21 protein-coding genes are annotated in these 19,630 nt (G+C 45.7%); 5 read left to right on the forward strand and 16 right to left on the reverse strand.

The genetic code is table 11. The features are described 5' to 3' along the window. Positions 1-178: 178 nt before the first annotated feature. The 5 genes from envZ to greB form a co-directional block, all read right to left on the reverse strand. The gene (gene envZ / locus L0991_12690) at positions 179-1,474 is read right to left on the reverse strand and encodes a two-component system sensor histidine kinase EnvZ (protein XGB62232.1); all 1,296 of its coding nucleotides are present in this window, start codon (positions 1,472-1,474) and stop codon (positions 179-181) included. Positions 1,475-1,642: 168 nt separating this feature from the next. Beyond that, a complete protein-coding gene (ompR, locus tag L0991_12695; GenBank protein ID XGB62233.1) occupies positions 1,643-2,362 on the reverse strand; it encodes a two-component system response regulator OmpR in 720 nt (239 codons plus the stop codon). A 424-nt stretch (positions 2,363-2,786) separates the two neighbouring features. Further along, positions 2,787-2,996 (reverse strand): hypothetical protein, encoded by a 210-nt coding sequence (locus L0991_12700; GenBank protein XGB62234.1) that lies wholly within the window; start codon positions 2,994-2,996, stop codon positions 2,787-2,789. A 313-nt stretch (positions 2,997-3,309) separates the two neighbouring features. Further along, complete coding sequence (locus tag L0991_12705) at positions 3,310-3,522, reverse strand: cold-shock protein (protein XGB62235.1); 213 nt, start codon at positions 3,520-3,522, stop codon at positions 3,310-3,312. Positions 3,523-3,930: 408 nt separating this feature from the next. After that, on the reverse strand, positions 3,931-4,410 hold the full coding sequence (gene greB / locus L0991_12710) for a transcription elongation factor GreB (protein ID XGB62236.1): 480 nt from the start codon (positions 4,408-4,410) through the stop codon (positions 3,931-3,933). Positions 4,411-5,385: 975 nt separating this feature from the next. Between greB and L0991_12715 the strand changes: the two genes are divergently transcribed. Beyond that, positions 5,386-7,716, forward strand: coding sequence for an RNA-binding transcriptional accessory protein (locus L0991_12715; GenBank protein XGB62237.1), 2,331 nt, complete (start codon positions 5,386-5,388; stop codon positions 7,714-7,716). Between the two features lie 125 nt (positions 7,717-7,841). Here L0991_12715 and L0991_12720 read toward each other — a convergent pair whose 3' ends face one another. Next, complete coding sequence (locus L0991_12720; GenBank protein XGB62238.1) at positions 7,842-8,315, reverse strand: ATP-dependent Lon protease; 474 nt, start codon at positions 8,313-8,315, stop codon at positions 7,842-7,844. A gap of 176 nt (positions 8,316-8,491) precedes the next feature. Further along, positions 8,492-9,268, reverse strand: coding sequence for a pimeloyl-ACP methyl ester esterase BioH (bioH, locus tag L0991_12725; protein ID XGB62239.1), 777 nt, complete (start codon positions 9,266-9,268; stop codon positions 8,492-8,494). 93 nt (positions 9,269-9,361) lie between these two features. Here bioH and L0991_12730 point away from each other — a divergent pair, with 93 nt between their 5' ends. The 4 genes from L0991_12730 (at position 9,362) to cysQ (ending at position 12,471) form a co-directional block, all read left to right on the forward strand. Beyond that, complete coding sequence (locus L0991_12730) at positions 9,362-10,075, forward strand: ComF family protein (GenBank protein ID XGB62240.1); 714 nt, start codon at positions 9,362-9,364, stop codon at positions 10,073-10,075. A gap of 109 nt (positions 10,076-10,184) precedes the next feature. Further along, a complete protein-coding gene (nfuA, locus tag L0991_12735) occupies positions 10,185-10,769 on the forward strand; it encodes a Fe-S biogenesis protein NfuA (protein XGB62241.1) in 585 nt (194 codons plus the stop codon). A 288-nt stretch (positions 10,770-11,057) separates the two neighbouring features. After that, the gene (gene nudE / locus L0991_12740) at positions 11,058-11,609 is read left to right on the forward strand and encodes an ADP compounds hydrolase NudE (GenBank protein XGB62242.1); all 552 of its coding nucleotides are present in this window, start codon (positions 11,058-11,060) and stop codon (positions 11,607-11,609) included. Between the two features lie 34 nt (positions 11,610-11,643). After that, entirely contained in the window at positions 11,644-12,471 is an 828-nt protein-coding gene (gene cysQ / locus L0991_12745) for a 3'(2'),5'-bisphosphate nucleotidase CysQ (protein XGB62243.1), read from the forward strand. A gap of 116 nt (positions 12,472-12,587) precedes the next feature. Here the strand turns inward: cysQ and L0991_12750 are convergent, their stop codons facing one another. The 9 genes from L0991_12750 to gspF form a co-directional block, all read right to left on the reverse strand. Further along, entirely contained in the window at positions 12,588-13,367 is a 780-nt protein-coding gene (locus tag L0991_12750) for a type II secretion system protein N (protein XGB62244.1), read from the reverse strand. Position 13,368: 1 nt separating this feature from the next. Then, positions 13,369-13,857 (reverse strand): type II secretion system protein M, encoded by a 489-nt coding sequence (locus L0991_12755; protein XGB62245.1) that lies wholly within the window; start codon positions 13,855-13,857, stop codon positions 13,369-13,371. A 20-nt stretch (positions 13,858-13,877) separates the two neighbouring features. Next, positions 13,878-15,107 (reverse strand): type II secretion system protein GspL, encoded by a 1,230-nt coding sequence (gene gspL / locus L0991_12760; GenBank protein ID XGB62246.1) that lies wholly within the window; start codon positions 15,105-15,107, stop codon positions 13,878-13,880. Further along, the gene (gene gspK, locus L0991_12765) at positions 15,076-16,125 is read right to left on the reverse strand and encodes a type II secretion system minor pseudopilin GspK (protein ID XGB62247.1); all 1,050 of its coding nucleotides are present in this window, start codon (positions 16,123-16,125) and stop codon (positions 15,076-15,078) included. Before gspK ends, gspL begins: the two co-directional genes overlap by 32 nt. Further along, positions 16,109-16,876: a type II secretion system minor pseudopilin GspJ gene (gspJ, locus tag L0991_12770; GenBank protein XGB62248.1), complete on the reverse strand. Its 768-nt coding sequence runs from the start codon at positions 16,874-16,876 to the stop codon at positions 16,109-16,111. The genes gspK and gspJ overlap by 17 nt, the downstream gene beginning before the upstream one ends. Further along, positions 16,863-17,237, reverse strand: a complete 375-nt coding sequence (gene gspI / locus L0991_12775; protein ID XGB62249.1) for a type II secretion system minor pseudopilin GspI — start codon at positions 17,235-17,237, stop codon at positions 16,863-16,865. The genes gspJ and gspI overlap by 14 nt, the downstream gene beginning before the upstream one ends. Continuing rightward, positions 17,224-17,817, reverse strand: coding sequence for a type II secretion system minor pseudopilin GspH (gene gspH / locus L0991_12780; GenBank protein ID XGB62250.1), 594 nt, complete (start codon positions 17,815-17,817; stop codon positions 17,224-17,226). Before gspH ends, gspI begins: the two co-directional genes overlap by 14 nt. 66 nt (positions 17,818-17,883) lie before the next feature. Further along, a complete protein-coding gene (gspG, locus tag L0991_12785) occupies positions 17,884-18,327 on the reverse strand; it encodes a type II secretion system major pseudopilin GspG (GenBank protein XGB62251.1) in 444 nt (147 codons plus the stop codon). A gap of 82 nt (positions 18,328-18,409) precedes the next feature. Continuing rightward, a complete protein-coding gene (gene gspF / locus L0991_12790; GenBank protein ID XGB62252.1) occupies positions 18,410-19,630 on the reverse strand; it encodes a type II secretion system inner membrane protein GspF in 1,221 nt (406 codons plus the stop codon).

Genomic DNA, 19,630 nt, shown 5'->3' on the forward strand with positions numbered 1-19,630 from the left:
ACCAGTCTTAATCCCCGCCTCTCTCTAGCGTCAGCTCTACGTAGTAAGAAATAGCTTCAAGGTTAAGCACACCGTTTGTGCTTAATGAACCTGAATACTTATCACACCGTCATCCCCGAGAGGGAAGAATGACCAAGTCGGGGATCTATGTTCAGGCTCCCCTACTACCCAATAAAGCCTAGGGCTTAACTGGGAAACTGATCTGTGCTTTTAAGCCACCTTCGCTGCGGTTATTCACTACTACCGCACCTTGGTGTTGGCTGACAATACGTTTCACGATTGCCAAACCTAAGCCTGTTCCCTCACTGCCACGAGCGGTATCGCCTCGAGTGAAGGGTTCAAACAGCTTACCGATCTGGTCTTGTGGGATGCCCGGACCATTATCTTCTACTGTCACCCAAGCCAGTTTGTTATCCGCTGTCATACCCGTTGATACTTTCACCCAACCATTGCCATAACGCAGCGCATTCACCACCAAGTTACTCACGGCACGCTTCATCGCGATCGGATTGCCTAATGCAGGCTTCATGGTATTCGGGATATCTGTTTCAATCTGTACCTCATAGCCACCTTCAGAGCTTGATACCTCACGTGCAATATCATCCACAAACACCGCTTGGAATGATTCACGATCGACGGGCTTCAAGTAGTCCATAAACTGACTGATGATCTCATTACACTCTTCGGTATCACTGATAATGCCTTCCGCTAAATAGGCATCTTCTGGTGACATCATCTCGGTGGCCAAACGAATACGCGTTAATGGAGTACGTAAATCATGGCTGATACCGGCCATTAACAAAGCTCTGTCTTCTTCCAATTCTTGAATGCCTTTCGACATCTGGTTGAAGGCGCGAGTTACCGAGCGAATCTCTTGCGCACCTTGCACTGGCAATGGCGGTGGAATATCACCACGACCGACACCTTGCGCGGCCTTCTCAAGCGCAATCAGCGGGCGGTTTTGCAATCGGATAAACAGCCAGCCACCAGCGACAATCAACATCGCCATGATCAAGCTATTACGAAATAGTGGCGCAAAATCTTCTTCTTGTAGTTCAGAGAGTGGAATTCGAATCAATGAGTTTGGCAGCTGTGCTATGTCCATCCACAGCACATAACTCTCTTTACCCAAGATAAGCCGCACCTCAGTTTCAGAGCCTAACTCTTTGGTCATCTCCTCACTCATCAGGTCAATCGAGACTGCGTGGTAATACTCACCCGCCGCTTCGCTGTCCTTGGCATGGACCGTTACTCCAAGTTGCTCAAGTACACGCTGGCGCAGTGGTGCATCGATCTCAATATTATTGCCTTGGTCCAATACCAGGTTTAACTCGTGTGCCAATATCTTATTGAACTGCTGCAAACTTGGCATCAAAGCGTAGTTGAACACGGCGTAGTAAGAAAAGATTTGGCTAGCGACCAAGAGCGTTAAGAAAAGCACTATCGACTGAGTAAAGGAGCTACGTATGCGCATAGAAGACCTAAAATGGAGGTTAGGGAAACAGAGACATGATAGAAACTATAACTCTAATCCCTTGTGCTGAATACAAAACGGGCCATCACATATCAATGAGATGGCCCGTAAATAGAGAATTCTGAATCACAGAATCAATAAAGCTGCTGTCGAGCTTTTAATACTAGATTACACAGCCTTACCATCAGGAACGAAGACATAACCTAAGCCCCACACCGTTTGGATGTAGCGAGGTTTGCTTGGATCTTCTTCCACTAGACGACGCAGACGTGAAATCTGAACATCGATAGAACGTTCCATCGCTGAATACTCACGACCACGAGCCATGTTCATCAGCTTATCGCGAGACATTGGCTCACGTGCATTAGTTACTAGTGACTTAAGTACAGCAAATTCACCCGAAGTAAGCGGCATTGGCTCTTCACCACGGAACATTTCACGTGTACCTAGGTTCAAGCGGAACTCACCAAACTCAACCACAGATTCCTCTGTACTTGGTGCGCCTGGTGCTTCAATTACTTGGCGACGTAATACTGCTTTGATACGAGCAAGCAGTTCGCGTGGGTTGAATGGTTTTGGTAGGTAGTCATCAGCACCAACTTCCAAACCAACAATACGGTCCACTTCATCACCCTTTGCCGTCAGCATCAGGATAGGCAGCGAATTGTTTGCGTTTCTTAGACGACGACAGATCGATAGACCATCTTCGCCCGGCAACATTAAATCCAATACCATCAAGTGAAAGTTTTCACGGGTTAACAGGCGGTCCATCTGCTCACTGTTTGCCACGCTACGCACTTGAAAGCCTTGCTCTGACAGATAGCGCTCTAACAAAGCACGTAAACGAGCATCGTCATCGACCACTAAAATTTTGTAGTTTTCTTGCATGTATGGTTCCACCTATTAATCGCTTATTGGGTTATAAGCTTTTGGGCACAGTCTAATGAGTTTAATACATTAAAAATGTAACATTCCTGGGGAAAAAGTCGCCTTAAGAATTGTTAACGTATGTTGCCTTCTCTTATTGTAACTCATCACACCATGCACTTAAGAAAGATTGATGAAAGTTAAGTCACTAATCTACAAGAATAATCAAACATGCTTGAGTAAACAATCAGCAAATTGCAAATACCATAGTGAGCGCTGATGAAGCGTCAATTACGATTCTTTGTGTCGTGATTTTTATTGGTTGTTCTAACACAGGGTCGGCTGGCATTAAGTAACGCAAAGCTGAGGGAAAGAGATTAGGTTGGTAGATAAATGGAAGGGATCGTCAATGAAGAAGCTGAATGAAGCATCCAAATGCTCGCGTTTACGCCAGAATACTAAACTCGCCTAAAACATCATCGTGCTGATCCGTGATACTACCTGTTGATGTCGCTTCACAGTATGAAAACCTCATCTCGACTGAATCCACATTGCCATTCACAAGCACGTGGCGCTTTAAAATATCGCTATTGAGCTGATGTATCACACCGCTCCAAGAGAGATTATCTTTAAATAAATTAAATGTAATATTCATATTATTCCTACTTCTTATTAAGATTTTGTTTTTGTCTATTTTGTTGAAACCAAAAAAGCTTACGCCCTACAGAACGAGACATATTTATTCCTTATTTATTTTCGTTAGATATAACGAGTCCGTAGTATTTAAAATACTACTAATGATATGTATCAATTATTTTATTTATAAAAACGAGGTAAATAAGAAACGTAACGACAAATACAAAGAGTATGAGGGGAATGTTGAATATTTTCGCGAGGTGATATAAATATAAATTTAGGTATGGGGAAGTGACGCAAGCAGTCAGCGACCACTTGCGTCTACTTAAATCTTATAGAGCTACAACGTTTGCAGCTTGAAGACCTTTTTGGCCTTGCTCTACTTCGAAAGACACTTGTTGGCCTTCCTTAAGAGTCTTGAAACCTTCAGAAGCGATTGCACGGAAATGAACGAATACGTCAGCACCACCGTTGTCTTGAGTTAGGAAACCAAAACCTTTCTCTTCGTTAAACCATTTTACTACGCCGTTTGTTTTATTAGACATGTTGTGTCCCTTATATAAAATAAAAATTAATCGCAAGAATAGTGCGATGCGCTGAAAGCTTGAATTATTTAATGTATCTATGAAGCTAAGGGAAACACTGAGGACAACGACAATAACGAAGGAATTCTGAGGGCTTTACTTTTACAACTGGATGTTTCATTTAATAACTCTGAACAACAGAGCGACGCCATTGTTAGTCATTGCCTGTTCATTGTAAAGCGATATTTTCATTAAATAAAAATAACTGGCTTTTTATTTTAGATGAAAACTACCTATTTTCACTTGAAAGCCTTTCTCCATAAGGTCTGCTAAAATTTTAAAAACAACAATAGATCGCTTTATTTTTTCAGCGCATTTTACTCCACGACACAAAAAGTGAATAAATGCGCGCATATTTAGACATCTAACCTAAGGTTTATCGTATGAGATAGAATTTATAAACCACTCTTTATCTCCTTCTGGAGTACGAACAACGAACTCATCATCCACTTCTTTTTTGAGTAGCGCACGTGCCATTGGAGAATCAATCGAGATGTAGCCTTTAGCATCGCCATAAATCTCTTCAGGGCCAACAATGCGGAAGGTCTTCACATCACCTTCTTCATTTTCAATTTCTACCCAAGCCCCAAAAAAGACTTTCCCTTCCTGCTGTGGTGAATAGTCCACAATAGTGACATCAGGCAAGAACTTTCGTAAGAAGCGTACACGGCGATCAATTTGACGAAGCAGACGCTTATTAAATGTGTAATCTGCATTTTCAGAGCGGTCCCCTAAGCTCGCAGCCCAAGTCACAATCTTAGTAATCTCAGGACGTTTCTCATGCCATAGATGATCGTGTTCAGCTTTAAGCTTGTTGTAACCTTCTCGGGTAATTAATTTAGTCTTCAATTCAATAACCTTGAGTGTCTATAAATGCGGTAAGGGCTTTAATAACGTCATGTTTATCATAGAAACAAACTGAGCGCATGATGATAGATCCTGCTCTACACCCTATTCAAGCCATTCAACACTTCTAAGTGTACATTTTATCGGACTTAGCACTACAAAGTCGCCATCAATAAAGTAGCCAGCAATATAGTGAATAGCGAGAGATACAATACTCGTGGCTTCCAACTCGTTTGAGTCATGAAAGAGATATATCGACGATAAGTAACATCTTGATATTAAAAGCGAGTGTATAAGAGAAAGGGAGTCAGGTTCTTGTACAAGGAAGTAATGATGCGTGTAGCGAGTTCTTTCTAGAACATTTAACGCAGATAAAAGAAAACCCCGCAAGGCTTTCGCCTAGCGGGGTTAAGTCTCTATCGCAGCAATCCGGCTACTGTTTATCTCTTCGAGATAAGGTGCTCCCTGCATCTTTCCTTGATAGTGGCTAAATCCTTTAACCAATTTCCTTTTTGTTCATCGCCATCCTAGCGGTGTCCATTCTAGCCTGTCGTCCTGACTGGCGAATCTCATCCAGAGATTATCACTTCCTTGCTGACCACTCATCCTAAGTAATCAAATCTTCATCCTGAAGATACCTAGTCCATTAGGCTTTTTCCTGTTCCTGCCAACTCCCTGTCGACAAGTTAAATATTACGGCAAATGGCCGAGTTTCCTAGATAGTCCTAAAAAACATTTACTGTGGGAAATACGCCCAAAAACACCAAAACCAACAAAATCATTAACTTACGATTTTATTAGGACAATTTTCTGAGTTTAAAGTGACTTAGTCTCACATCACTTGTAAGAGATCTCGCACAAAGCGGGTATCACAAACGGAAATTCGACTTCTGACAGGATAATTACACAGTCAAAGCTAGAAAAAGCGTACGCTCACCCCCATATATTTGTCACGATATTAAATAAGAGATTCATCGGATGAGCCAAGCTATCTGTCGACTGATCGCTGAAGAACTGAATGTTCGTTCTGAGCAAGTCACCGCCGCAGTAACCCTAATTGACGACGGTAATACCGTTCCCTTTATTGCCCGCTACCGTAAAGAGGTTACGGGAGGCTTAGACGATACCCAATTACGTAACCTTGATAGTCGCCTTTCTTACCTTCGTGAACTTGATGATCGTCGCCAAACGATTCTTAAGTCGATTCAAGACCAAGGTAAGCTCACGCCAGAACTCGAGCGTGATATCACTCAAGCCGACAGTAAGACTCGTCTAGAAGATTTATACCTACCTTACAAACCAAAGCGCCGCACTAAGGGCCAGATCGCGATTGAAGCAGGTTTAGAACCACTTGCCGACACACTGTGGAATGAACCACAGCACGATCCAGAAACGGAAGCAGCGAACTTCATAAGCAACGATAAAGGCATTGCCGATACCAAAGCCGCTCTTGATGGCGCTCGTGCGATCATCATGGAACGCATTGCGGAAGATGCAAACCTGTTAGAAAAGATTCGCCAACACCTAACACGCAACTCAGAGCTAGTCGCTCGTGTGGTGACAGGTAAAGAGCAAGAAGGCGAGAAGTTCAAAGACTACTTCGAGCACAACGAAACACTCAGCAAAGTGCCGTCTCACCGTGCACTTGCGATGTTGCGTGGCCGAAATGAAGGTTTCCTAACACTGGCAATGAATGCCGATCCTGAACAAGAAGAAGGTGCTCGTGGTTCTTACTGTGAAAACATCATCTCTGATCACTACGGTATTACTCTGAGCAGTGCTCCTGCAGATGCATGGCGTAAGCAAGTGATCAGCTGGGCATGGCGTATTAAGGTTTCTATGCACATGGAAACCGAACTCATGAGCGCGATGAAAGAGCGTGCAGAGATCGAAGCGATTGAAGTATTCGCGACCAACCTAAAAGACCTACTGATGGCTGCGCCTGCTGGCCCTCGTGCAACGTTAGGCCTAGATCCAGGTTTACGTACCGGTTCGAAAATCGCGGTTGTTGATTCAACAGGTAAGGTTCTCGCGACAGAAACCATTTACCCTCACCCACCACAGAAGCAATACGACAAATCAGCTCACGTTGTTGAGCAGATGGTTCGTCAGTTCAACGTTGACCTGATTGCGATTGGTAACGGTACCGCTTCACGCGAAACCGACAGCTTTGTGGCTGATGTGATTAAGCGTGGCAACCTAAAAGCGCAAAAAATCATTGTGAGCGAAGCTGGTGCATCAGTGTACTCAGCATCGGAGTTAGCAGCGAAAGAGTTCCCGAACATGGACGTATCACTACGCGGTGCTGTATCTATCGCGCGTCGTCTACAAGATCCTCTAGCAGAGCTTGTGAAGATTGACCCTAAATCGATCGGTGTGGGCCAATACCAACACGATGTAAGCCAAACCATGCTTGCTAAGCGCCTAGATGCGATTGTCGAAGACTGTGTAAACGCGGTGGGTGTTGATGTGAATACGGCTTCTGCTGCACTACTGACACGTGTCGCTGGCCTTTCTAGCGCTATCGCTCAGAACATCGTCGACTACCGCGATGAAAATGGCCGCTTCGAAGCGCGTACGACACTGAAAAAAGTCGCTCGTTTGGGGCCAAAAGCCTTTGAACAGTGTGCTGGCTTCCTGCGTATTATGGATGGCAAGAACCCGCTAGATGCATCATCGGTGCACCCAGAAGCTTACCCAGTGGTGAAGAACATCGCTGAGAAAAACCAAAAAGACATCAAGTCTCTGGTAGGTAACACAGACTTCCTACGTGGCTTGCATGCGATTGATTACACCAATGAAAACTTTGGTGTGCCGACGGTGACCGACATCATCAAAGAGCTAGATAAGCCGGGCCGTGACCCTCGCCCAGAGTTCAAGACTGCTACCTTCGCCGATGGCGTAAACAGCGTTTCAGACTTAGAACCAGGCATGATTCTAGAAGGTGTGGTATCAAACGTGGCTAACTTCGGTGCCTTCGTCGATATTGGCGTTCATCAAGATGGTTTAGTACACATTTCAGCGCTTACCGATCGCTTTGTCTCTGATCCACGTGAAGTGGTTAAAGCGGGTGACATCGTGAAAGTGAAAGTGATGGAAGTGGATGTTCAGCGTAAGCGTATTGCACTCAGCATGCGTATGAAAGATGAGCCGGGACAAGATAACCGAGCTCAACGTTCAAGCGCACCTCGCACGCAAAGCCGCCCGAATCAACACTCGCAAGGTGGACAACGCCGTCGTGAGGAGCCACAACAAAATGGCGCGATGGGTGGTGCATTCGCAGCTGCTTTTGCTAAAGCGAAAAAGTAATCCTTTAGCACATCTGAGAAACGGGTTCGCCTAAAACAGAAAACCTGCATCCCTTAGGGTATGCAGGTTTTTTATTATTTGTTCAAAAAAGACATCGAAATGTAGTTGAATCATGAATTTTCGATTCATAGCACGACTAACATTTCAGATGGAGCATGAGGCGCAACAGCATGACCATAATGATACTTTATGACCTTACGTCGTTTCTCCATCTGTCCCTCCTGAATCGCCGCATCTAAAACATGCTTTGGCAGGCGGAAACGCATGGTATAGCCTTTTCCTTGGTCGGCACTGTATGTTCTCAGCGCCAACAAGCTGAACAGTCTATCAAAAGGATCTTGTGACTCTTCTTGGCTAACCGAATTAGCCTCTGACTCGTTCTCCATTTCATAACCTGGATGGTCTGAAGGATCCCAAGCCGACTGCTGCCTTCGTTTATCGTCCGACTTTACCTTGCGCTCTGCATTGGTTCTCGCCAATGCTACTGCGGGAGCAACAGGCTCTCGGACTTTATTATCACGCGCAACTTGCTCTGTTTGCACATTAACGGACGGGGCGATTAGTGGCACACTCACTGCAGTTGCAGGTGACACAATCATCGCGAACTCTCCTCAAGAATCGCCCATCGCTGCTGCCATAACACTCTTGTACTGAGTTAGCACAACAGGTGTGGCCCAAGTTACTGCACTCTGCTCAGGTGAGAGAGAGATGTCTGAGTATCATGCAGTGCATTGGTTAGATTATATATCGACCAAGATGGTGATAAATTTAGCAATTATTTTTGTGCGAAACTGACTAGCTCACTGCAGAAGGCATCCGCTTCCGTCATAAAGGGTGCATGTGAGGATTGGGCGAAGATGTACTGCTCGGTGTGAGGCAGTGCATTGCCCAGGTCTTTGGCAACCTTGATTGGTACCAGCCCGTCTAATCGACCATACAAGCGCAGCATAGGAACGGAAACCTCCGGTAATTGCTCTCTTAAATCGACATCAGACAACATCTTTAGTCCTGCCAATAATGAATCAGGGTTTGGTAATGGGCGAGACAGTACCGCTTGCTTAAGCTGTTTTACGTCTTGCCTTGCCGAAGGGCTGCCCATGGCTTGCAGCGCCATAAAACGCTCGATGGTGGTTTGGAAATCTTCAACCAGTTGTTCGGTGAATGCCGTTAATACGTTGGGTTGGATGCCTCGCCATAGTACTGGCTCTTTCGCGGCTGCGAATTTCGGTGAACTAGCAACCGTCACCAACTTGCTTACATAATCGGAATGATGCAGCGCCATATGCGTCGCGACCAAGCCACCAAGTGACCAACCGACCCAAATCGCCTGTTTAGGTGCTTCGGCCAACAATTGCTGGGCTATCTCTTCAAGATCTTGAGCGTGACAATGAGAACTATGACCGTAACCGGGCAAATCGACAACGTGAACTCGGAAATCAGCCTCTAACGCATTTACGGTTTGCTGCCAGACAGCACCATTCATTCCCCAGCCGTGGACTAACACCAAATCGGGTCCCTGCCCTGAAACATGCCAATATAACGCGTCACTCATTCTCAATATTCCCTACTTTTTCCATCAGCGATAACCTGCACTTTTCAGTATGGTGAGCAAAAGGAACACCATAACCCAAAAGCATCGCGAGCTATGTTATCCGATTGGCTACAAAAACACACACCACGTCTGGTCACACCTCAATGCCACATGTGTAAGCTAGATAAGCGGCCTGATGATAACCACCCTCGATGGTGTAATAGTTGCCTAAAACTGTTCGAGCTCGTGCCTCGCTGTAAAAGGTGCGGATTAAAAACGGTCACAGCCGTCGAACAATGTGGTGAGTGCTTAGCTGACCCGCCACCTTGGCATCGACTCTATTGTGTTGGTGATTACACCTTTCCAACCGCAGGCTATATCCAACAGATGAAGTATGCTGATAAATTCTGGTTTGCCCGAGATCTCTCAACCTTGCTCGCGTCACGTATCGAAGAGCCTGCATCTCTCATCACCAGTGTTCCCTTGCATTGGCGTCGATACCTTCATCGCGGTTTTAATCAGAGTCAGCTACTGGCGCGTTACACCGCTCAAGAACTCAAAATAGGCCATGCCGTTTTGTTCAAGCGCATCCGCTCAACCGCTTCGCAACAAGGGCTAACTAAATCAGCAAGAAAAAGTAATTTGAAAGGGGCATTCGCGATGAGAAATACCCACTTTTCAGCGAACGATGACTCGCATGTCGCGATAATTGATGATGTTGTAACCACAGGCAGTACTGTGTATCAATTATGCCAATTATTACTTGAAGTAGGGGTGAAAAGGATTGATATTTACTGCATCTGCCGCACTCCTGAGCCCTCTGGATAACTGGCGTGAGTCGCTACTTGTACAGCAATCCAACAAAAAAGGGCTGAATTACAAATCTGACAGGAGTAGAATGGCGCTAATAGCCTACAAATTTACTCAGGTATTCGTCGTGTCAAATATTACTATTACAGAAACAGCTCAAACTCATTTTGCCAATCTGCTGTCACAGCAGCCTGAAGGTACAAACATTCGTGTGTTCGTGGTAAACCCGGGTACACAAAACGCAGAGTGTGGTGTTTCTTACTGCCCGACAGATGCTATTGAAGCGTCTGACACAGAACTTAAATTCGAAGCTTTCTCTGCATATGTAGATGAGCTAAGCCTGCCGTTCCTAGACGAAGCTGAAATTGACTTCGTTACTGACAAAATGGGCTCTCAGCTAACGCTTAAAGCACCAAACGCAAAAATGCGTAAAGTAGCTGACGATGCACCACTTCTAGAACGTGTTGAATACGCAATTCAAACACAAGTTAACCCACAACTTGCTGGTCACGGCGGTCACGTTAGCTTGGTTGAGATCACTGAAGACGGCGCAGCTATCGTAGCATTCGGTGGTGGTTGTAATGGTTGTTCTATGGTTGATGTAACGCTTAAAGAAGGTATCGAAAAAGAACTTCTTCAACAGTTCGAAGGTGAACTGACTGCTGTTCGTGATGCAACTGAGCACGATCGTGGTGAGCACTCTTACTACTAATCTCTGATTAAGTACGAATGATCTTTTGAAAGGTTGATGCGCAAGCGTCAACCTTTTTTGTTTTATGGATGAGCAAGTTAGGACTATCTCGTTCTCTCTATACTCTTTTGTTATCCAGTAAAATTTCACCTCGTTACCATCTTGAGTAAGGTATTCAAGTGATCGTAATCGATTCCTGCTTCAATAATTTTCGGATATGAAAACTCGGATCTAGGAACTCAAGGTCATTTCCCCTATATTAGAATGACTTTATAAGAAAGAATTCCAATGAGCTAAGGAGCGAGCGCAATGACAAAAAGGACCAAGCCAGAGATTTTGGCTAAACAAACTGTCGCTCAATCAAGACTATTCTCTATCGAGTCTCTCGACTTACGCTTTTCAAACGGTGAAGAGCGCACTTACGAACGCATGAAGCCTAGCGGGCGCAACGCAGTGATGATGGTTCCGATTACTGAGCAAGGCGATATTCTATTAGTACGTGAATATGCAGCGGGAACTGAACGCTACGAGCTCGGCTTTCCAAAAGGGCTGATTGATCCGGGTGAGCAACCAAGTGACGCTGCGGTTCGTGAACTCAAAGAAGAGATTGGCTTTGGTGCTAACAAACTCACTCCACTCAAGGAAGTGATTCTCGCTCCCTCTTATTTTTCTAGCAAAATGACGCTGTTTATCGCAGAAGACCTCTACCCAGAGAAGCTAGAAGGTGATGAACCTGAACCACTGGACATTGTGCGCTGGCCGCTTGCTCAAGCCGAAGAGCTATTAACGCATCTCGACTTCTGTGAAGCTCGCAGTATTACCGCCCTACTATTGACCCTTCGCTCGCTAAATAATAACTAAAGCCATAAGCGCCCCGAAGAGTAAGAGAATATTTATGCCAACAACAAAAGATTTGTCTCATCTCCTACCCTCTGTGATTGAGGTTGCTCGCTCTGCAGGCCAGCTCATTTTAGAGATCTACGAAAAGAAAGATTACGAAGAGTTCACCAAGAGTGACGACACGCCAGTCACCAGTGCCGATCTGGCAGCGCATAAACTGATCTCGAAAAAACTGAGTGAGCTCACGCCAGATATCCCTGTGCTATCTGAAGAGGCCGCTGACATTAGCCTAGAAAAGCGCGCACAATGGGACCGCTACTGGCTGGTTGACCCACTAGATGGAACGCAGGAGTTCATCGCAAGAAGCGGTGATTTCGCGACAATTATCGCCCTAATTGAGCACAACAAGCCGGTAATGGGTGTGGTATATGCTCCAGTTTCTGGTGTGAGCTATTACGCATACAGCGGTAAAGGAGCTTGGAAGATTCCAGACCTTAACGACAGCGTTAAAATCAAAACGCATCGTCATGAACTACCAAACCAATCTATTGCAATGGCGATCAGCCGTCGCCAAGACATCAATCGTATCACTAGCCGTATGAGTCCCGCTTGGAACTATGACTTAGTGCCATTAGGCTCAGCAGCTTTGAAAGCCTGTTTAGTCGCAGAAGGTGCTGTCGATTGTTACTTGCGCCTCGGGCCTACTGGCGAGTGGGATACCGCTGCGACGCAGTGCATTGTTGAAGAGGCGGGTGGACGCATCTTAAGCACTCAATTAGAGCCACTCTCTTACAATGAAAGAGAGACGCTAGAAAACCCGAACTTCATTGTACTGGGTGATGCTGACTTACCATGGGCCGAGATCTTACAGGGTAAAGACTAAAACCACTTAGCCTCATAACAATCTGATATTCAAATAAAATGGGCACCTCGATGAGGTGCCCATTTTTTATGTCTTGTTATCGGATAACCAGCAGAGCTTAGTTATTAAGAAACTAACTAGAAGCGCCCTTGATAGCTAAATTGGTACTTACCTTGGCTATCTGGATTACCAAGCCATTTCAGCTGACTCTGCATAGCTGGCGGGAATTCTGCACCCGGCTTAAACCATGCTGCCGAGGTATAGCTTTGATTTGGTGTGACACTCGCAGAAAACTCGCTATCCACTTGAGCACTCTTCTGAGAGCCTTTGGCTGCCAGTGTATTATCTTCACAAGTGATGTCAGCAATCACAGGACCAAGGTCCAACGAACCCACTGGCGAGTCTACTGCTGCACCAGACCAAGCCACTGTGCCTTCTCCAGACTGACACCAAGGTTGAGCATGAACCGCATGCTTGATCGTCAGTTCAACTTGTCCACCAATTGAAACCGGGACTGGAATCGCTGGCGCATACTTCATCACATTCGCGGCAGGCATTGATGCGACTAAGTTTTCCGCATACGCACCGCTCATGCTGTACCCAACGCGTCCTTTTCCTGACAAGTTCATGTCGCTATTGCGACCAAAACGAACCGCTAATTCAGCTTTAGCTTGGAAAAGTTTAGAGAACTGAAAATCCCACTGCACTGAACCGTAATTAACACGCTGCCAAGAAATATTATTAGCGCTGCCTTGCCAAACCGTTCCTTCAACACCTTCAATATTCAAGCCACGCACAGCAGGTGCATGTTTGAGTACAAAAGAGGCCGGTAGATGCAGCAACAGACTAACCGAGAAAAAGACAATAAAGATGCCGCCAAAGAGTAAACCTAACTTCAAAGATAAACCGCGTTTCACATTAACCTCGTTTAAACTGTAGTCGGTTGACCTCAATAACCCCTGGGTTATCGGAGCGATCAATGTCCATAAACTCAACCTCGACACCCTGCTTCTCTTTCAAGTATGTCAGCCAATCTACGAACTGATTAAAAGGCACAGGTTTCACCCAAACTTGTAGCATCTCGCCACGCGGCTGAACTCGAATTAATTCAATCTTAAAACGACGCATAGAAGCTGGCACAGATTGATTCAAAGGTTGACTAGCAACAATTCCCCCACTTCCTCGCAGCTCCACTACTTCGTTGGCTTTATTGGTTACCCAAGTCAGCAGTTGCTTCTCACTTTGAATACGGTTTTGCGCCATCTCAGCTCGCTGACTAAGCGGCTGCAATAGCCCCCAGTACACGATGCCTACCACCAATAGAATGGAACAACCGATCACTAATCGTTGCTCTCTTTGACTTATTGAAGTCCACCACGCTTGGAGTGGCTCAATCATATTTCTCATCACTGATCTCCTTACGCAGTTTATTGACGGGGTTTAAGGGTAAAGCTACCAAATACGGCATCACCATTACGATTCAATGGCCCTTGCTCAACAGTAAACTTCTCTTCAAGTTTCACTCGCGCAGTCTCGAAATGTTGGAAGTCAGAACTTTTCGCTTCCAATCTCACCTCAGAGCGGTTGCCGTCGTAGCGAATACTATTCACTTCGATGGCTTTCACTTGCCCTAAGGTTTCTGGCAGTAACGCTAGCCATCCAAGTAAGGAATCACCATCACCCGAGCCACCATATTTCTTAGCTTCGTCGTTCATCTGGCGCTTAAGGTAGCTAACCGTCGGAATACGTTGCTTACCCGGAAGTACGCTTCTAAAAATACGTTCACTCTCCGTTCGGTACGCTTCAGCTTGTGCCTCGTATTGCTGAACCTTCAAGATTTGTTGAGTGACAATTACCGCCACCAGCAAACAAGCTGCAATCGCTACTTTTTGCCATACGCGCCAGTACTTACTGAATGAAGATTTGGTTTTAAAGGTGCCAGTCAGTAAGTTTACGCCACTTGTGATGGCTTGTTGGCTCAGTAAAGACATCACCAGTTCAGCAGGCTTGGCTTGCCATTCAATGCCACTTTGCTGTTGAACGTCATCACTTGGCAATGTGGTGTAGCTAAAAATCGTTGGTGACTGCTCTTCATCATCCAAGGCAACCCAATCGCTTTGTAAGAACATCGGTAGCCATGCCTCATTGATCGACACAGCTTGATAGTTGCTTTGACGCAATAACCAATGTTGGTCGATCTGCAGCGCACTGATGCCCTGCTCTTCTAAAGGCAAGGCTAAAGTGTCTGGCAGTACTTTACGAAAGATAATGTTCGCTTCGCGGAAGGTATCCAGCGCCTGCTTAAGCCACTCACGCTCAACACCACACACGGTGGCATGGGTTGCGTCTTTATCTAAAATAGTCAGATGTAAGTCTTCGATATCTTGCGCAACTTCGTCTTCTAATAAAAACGGCAGCATAGAATCGAACTGGCGAGCAGCACCTTTCGGGATCTCAACACGCTTAATTAAGCACTCATTTCCCGGCAATAAAGCGATACAACTGCGTTTTTCAGCGTAAGGGGTTAACTCATCGAGCTGCTCCCAGCTAGACAGTTCGCCACTTGCTATCACTTCTTGTTGGCTTGTCGACCAAACTAACCACTGCACTGGGCTCTGTGGTTCGCTACTCAGTCGAACGGTCAGAAACTCGCTCACTGATTCCTCCAAAACGACGGCGTACCACCGTCACTGTTTCTCGATTACTACTATAGAAAAGCGTTCGTATACGTACACGAGATTGCTCAACTAAAACCTCTGCATCTAGCTCAAAGTAGGCGCTATCTACAGTCAAATATGCTTTTGCTTTTTTGCTGATTTCTGCACTCACCGCCGTAATGGCGCTTTCTGCCATAAAATCATCTACTGTGTTCCAGCCATCAAATGGGCGCTTATCAATCAGCTGCTTTGCATCCGACTCACTCAAGCCAGGTGCGAACATTGCTTCCAATAACGGCGCTTGTTGCTCCGTCAATGTATTCACGTTCAGCCGGAAGTCATCGGTCGGTAAGGCACACACAAAAGGTCGAACCTTATTCATGACCTCACCAGTCACCTGGTACACCGCTCTCAATTCAGACTCATCTGCCATTAAACCATTTGGCGTAACATAAGGCGGCTTCATCGCCTCATAAGTGCTGTCCTCAACACCAGTCGAAGAGGTTGCTCGAGTATCGCTATCGACAAATTCCCAAGTTGAATGCGCGATAACCTCAGCTTGATAAGGCTCAATGTCTTGGTTTTCCAATAAGGTTTGCCAAACCGTCACTAAATACGGAGTCTGGTTGCTGGAAGTGGTTGTCACTCCCGCTAATGCATTGAGATTAAAACAAGATTGTGCGTCAATAATACGCCCTTTAACTTGTCCATAATCTAATGGGTATACCTGCTCCTCCAATGCCCACGGCTGACTTAGGTTGACCGTATCGCTGTCTTTGTAGCTTTGCCTAATACCATCTTGTACTAGCGCTTCTACACCTATGCTATACCAATAAGCTTGTTGGTAATTCAACTGGTTACCAACGCGTTTGAATTGAGTAAACAAGCGTTCCGACATGCTGCCAGCAATGGTTGCCATTATCGCCAGTAACATCAGGATAATGATCAGCGCGACACCACGTTGCTTACGCCCTAGCGCTCGTCTTGATAATGCAAGCTGATTAGTTCGACGCATCATCGTTCCCCTCGCTACTACCTGAAGAGTCACTATTTGAGTCACCACCAACCTGATCTAGAGTGCCACTTGGTGTCAGATAAATTCGCTCAATCTCACCATAATCTTTTAACGTCAGCTTAAGTCTCACCGCCTTCGGTAGCGACTTATCGGCTTGCCACTCTTTGCCCCAACGCTTTCCGTCGTAGAACTCGAACTCCAAGGCTTCAACATCATCAAGCAAAGGGGTAATAACCGCTTCCTGCCCTGCAGGTGTATCTGGGTAACGCCACCACACGCGTTCGAGCGTCTCTTCTTTGAGGCGATAGCCCACTTTCGTCACTTCACCACGAGGAAACTGTTGCTGTGGGTTGTGCCAGCCAAGACGAGTAAACACGATACCAATACTATCGGAATCCAATAAATACTCTTTCACTATAACCAGCTTAGATGATGCTTCTTCACCATCAGTACGAAATTGTCGCACTGCCATCTGGCGAAAATCATTATCTAAGATAACTAAACTGCGCTGTAGTTGATTCAGACGAGCACTACGCTCAGCTGAAAGTTCGTTGCTTCGCTGCACTTGATTCACTACTTGATAGGCCGCCATACTCAGCGTGGCAAAAATAGCAATCGAAACAAGCACCTCAATTAAAGTAAAGCCTCTCCCTTTTGAAGATAGACCTTGTTTGCGAGGCATACTGTTATTTACCGTCATGCTTTTAACTAACCGCATTCTCTTAGTTGACCACACGCTTTTAGTTAACCACATAACTGCGCACCGTAACGACTGGAGAAGCCTGCTTGCTAGTTGCCACACTGACATCAAAAGCTTTTAGCAAATTATCAGCCGTATCGATTGGGGTAACTTTCCAAAACCACTCTCGACCTGCTAGCTCTTGCGTGCCTTGCGTCTTTTTTAGCTTCTCCGGGTGTAACATCACCAAAGCCATTTGATTATCAACAACCATAGCCGCGAAGGTTTTTTCTTCTAAATAACTCAATGTATTGATGTGCTGGGTTACGGCGCGAATCACACTGATCGCCGCAGTAGCAAAGATCGCAAGCGCCACCAACACTTCAAGCAGCGTCATACCACGAGAGCGATAAGGAGAACGGTTATTCCTCTTCATCTTCTTCTCCTGGTTCTAGCAATCGAATCACACCATTATCCGACGCTTTAATGCGCCAGCCATCTTGTATGGTATCGCCAGTATTGGGATAGAAAGAGAGTGTAAATGGTGTCACTTCAGCACTCGACAAGATGTAGATCTGTGGTGGCTTAGGTTTCTTTTCTTCTTCAAGATCAGCAAACATATCTTCATCAAATAGGCTTCCTGGGTTGAATAACCGATCATCGTCTGCCCACGCGCCACCGCCTAAGCTGAGTGATAGTGCGAGCTCTTCCGGTAATTCTGTTGAAGAGGGTATTTTTTCGAATTCGACTTCCTGCCAGCCTTCAGACTTAAGCGTCATCAGAACATAAGTCGATTTCTTTTCATCGATGCGAATGCCAAAATCCAGACCACTCAAAATCGCTTCTTCGCTGAGTAGCTGAACTCGTTGGTAGAAACTTTGAGCGTATTTTTTGGCGACGTCTTTACTATTGGTAGGAATGGTCGCAATAACAGCGACCGCCGTTACTGATAGTAATACCAACACCAAAAGAATCTCAATCAAGGTGAAACCTGGCTGTTTGTGCGTAGTTTTCACCTTGCAGACTCCATCTGTTTACGTCCTACCATCAAATAACGGCATCAAGCGACAATAAGCCTAAGCTTACTGAAAATCTTGCATGTTCCAGTTACCGATATCCGCAGCAACACCTTCACCACCTTCTTGGCCATCTGCGCCAAGAGTAAAGATGTCGATAGTGCCGTTATCACCTGGGCTTAGGTATTGGTACTCGTTGCCCCATGGGTCGTTAGGTAGGCGTTTGATGTAGCCACCGTCGCGGTAATTACGAGGCTCTGGGCTGCTTGGCTTAGAAACCAGTGCATCAAGACCTTGATCCGTTGTTGGGTACACGCTGTTATCCAGTTTGTACATATCTAGCGCATTCTCTAGCGCCACAATATCTGTGATGGCTTTCTGTTGGTCAGCCTTCTCTTTGTTACCCAATAGGTTAGGTACAACAAAGCTAGCCAAAACGCCAAGGATAACCACAACCACCATCACCTCTAATAGGGTAAAGCCTGATTGTTTCTTCATTTTATTTTTCATTATTTTCTCCAAAGTACAGACAACGAGTTGAGGGGAATGGTGTCCTTCTTCTCGATAATCCAAAAACGTTCTATGAACAGTATTAGCCGCTCATTAAGTTGTTCATTTCAAGCATTGGCATCAGAGTCGCCATCACAATAAACAGTACCAAACCCGCCATCAGAGCGATAAGTGCCGGGGTAAAAATGCCTAACGCAATATTTACCGTCGACTCAAAGCTTTGGTCTTGGTTATCGGCTGCACGAGTCAGCATCTGCTCTAATTGACCACTCTGCTCACCACTGGCAATCATATGCAGCATCATCGGCGGGAAGAGCTTAGTATGATCAAGCGCTTTACGCAGGCTTGCCCCTTCTCTCACGCTATCTGATGCTTGTAACACTTGTTGTTTCACATGGTGATTCGACATCACGTCAACCGCAACCTTCATCCCCTCAAGGATTGGAATCGCACTTGAAGTACAAATTGAAAGTGTACGGGCAAAACGAGAAGTATTAATGCCTTTCGCTATCTTGCCGATCAGCGGGATACTCAACAATTTTCGATCCCAACTTAGACGCACGCCTGGTCTTTTGAGCGCAGTCTTAATCAACACAATCACACCAATGATCAGCAACAGTAATTGGATGCCCCAATTCTGGATAAATTCACTCGATGCCAATAAAAATTGAGTTGATTGAGGAAGCTCTTGTCCCATCTGAATAATAGGTTCAACAATCTTGGGTACTACCGTTGCTAACAGGAACGACACAATAGTCACCGCAAACACCACCAGCACCACAGGGTAGATCATCGCTTGCAGCAGCTTAGAGCGCATCTTCTGGCGGTTTTCAGCGTAATCGGCTAATCGTTCTAGTACCGCATCCAAGTGCCCAGATTTCTCACCAGCCGCGACCATGGCTCTAAACAGTTCATCAAAGATATGTGGGTAATCAGCTAAGCTATCCGCTAGCGAGTAACCTTCCGTTACCTTAGAGCGAACCGCGAGTAGCATAGTACGAATACGAGGCTTTTCAGACTGCTCTGCTACGGCTTTCAAACACTCTTCTAAGGGCATGCCTGATTGCACTAGAGTGGAGATCTGGCGAGTGATCAAAGCAAGGTCTGGCGTGCTGATACCACGCTTAAAGCTAGTCGATGGCTGTGAGCCTTTCGCTGTTTTCGCTTTAGCTTCGGTCATCTCGACCGGCATTAAGCCTTGCTCTTTTAAGCGCTGACGAGCCTGACGAGCGTTATCCGCTTCAATCGAACCCTTTTTACTTTTGCCTTTGGCATCCAGTGCTTTGTATTCAAATGCCGCCAT

It is taken from the genome of Vibrio chagasii (assembly GCA_041879415.1).
Taxonomy (GTDB): Bacteria; Pseudomonadota; Gammaproteobacteria; order Enterobacterales; family Vibrionaceae; genus Vibrio.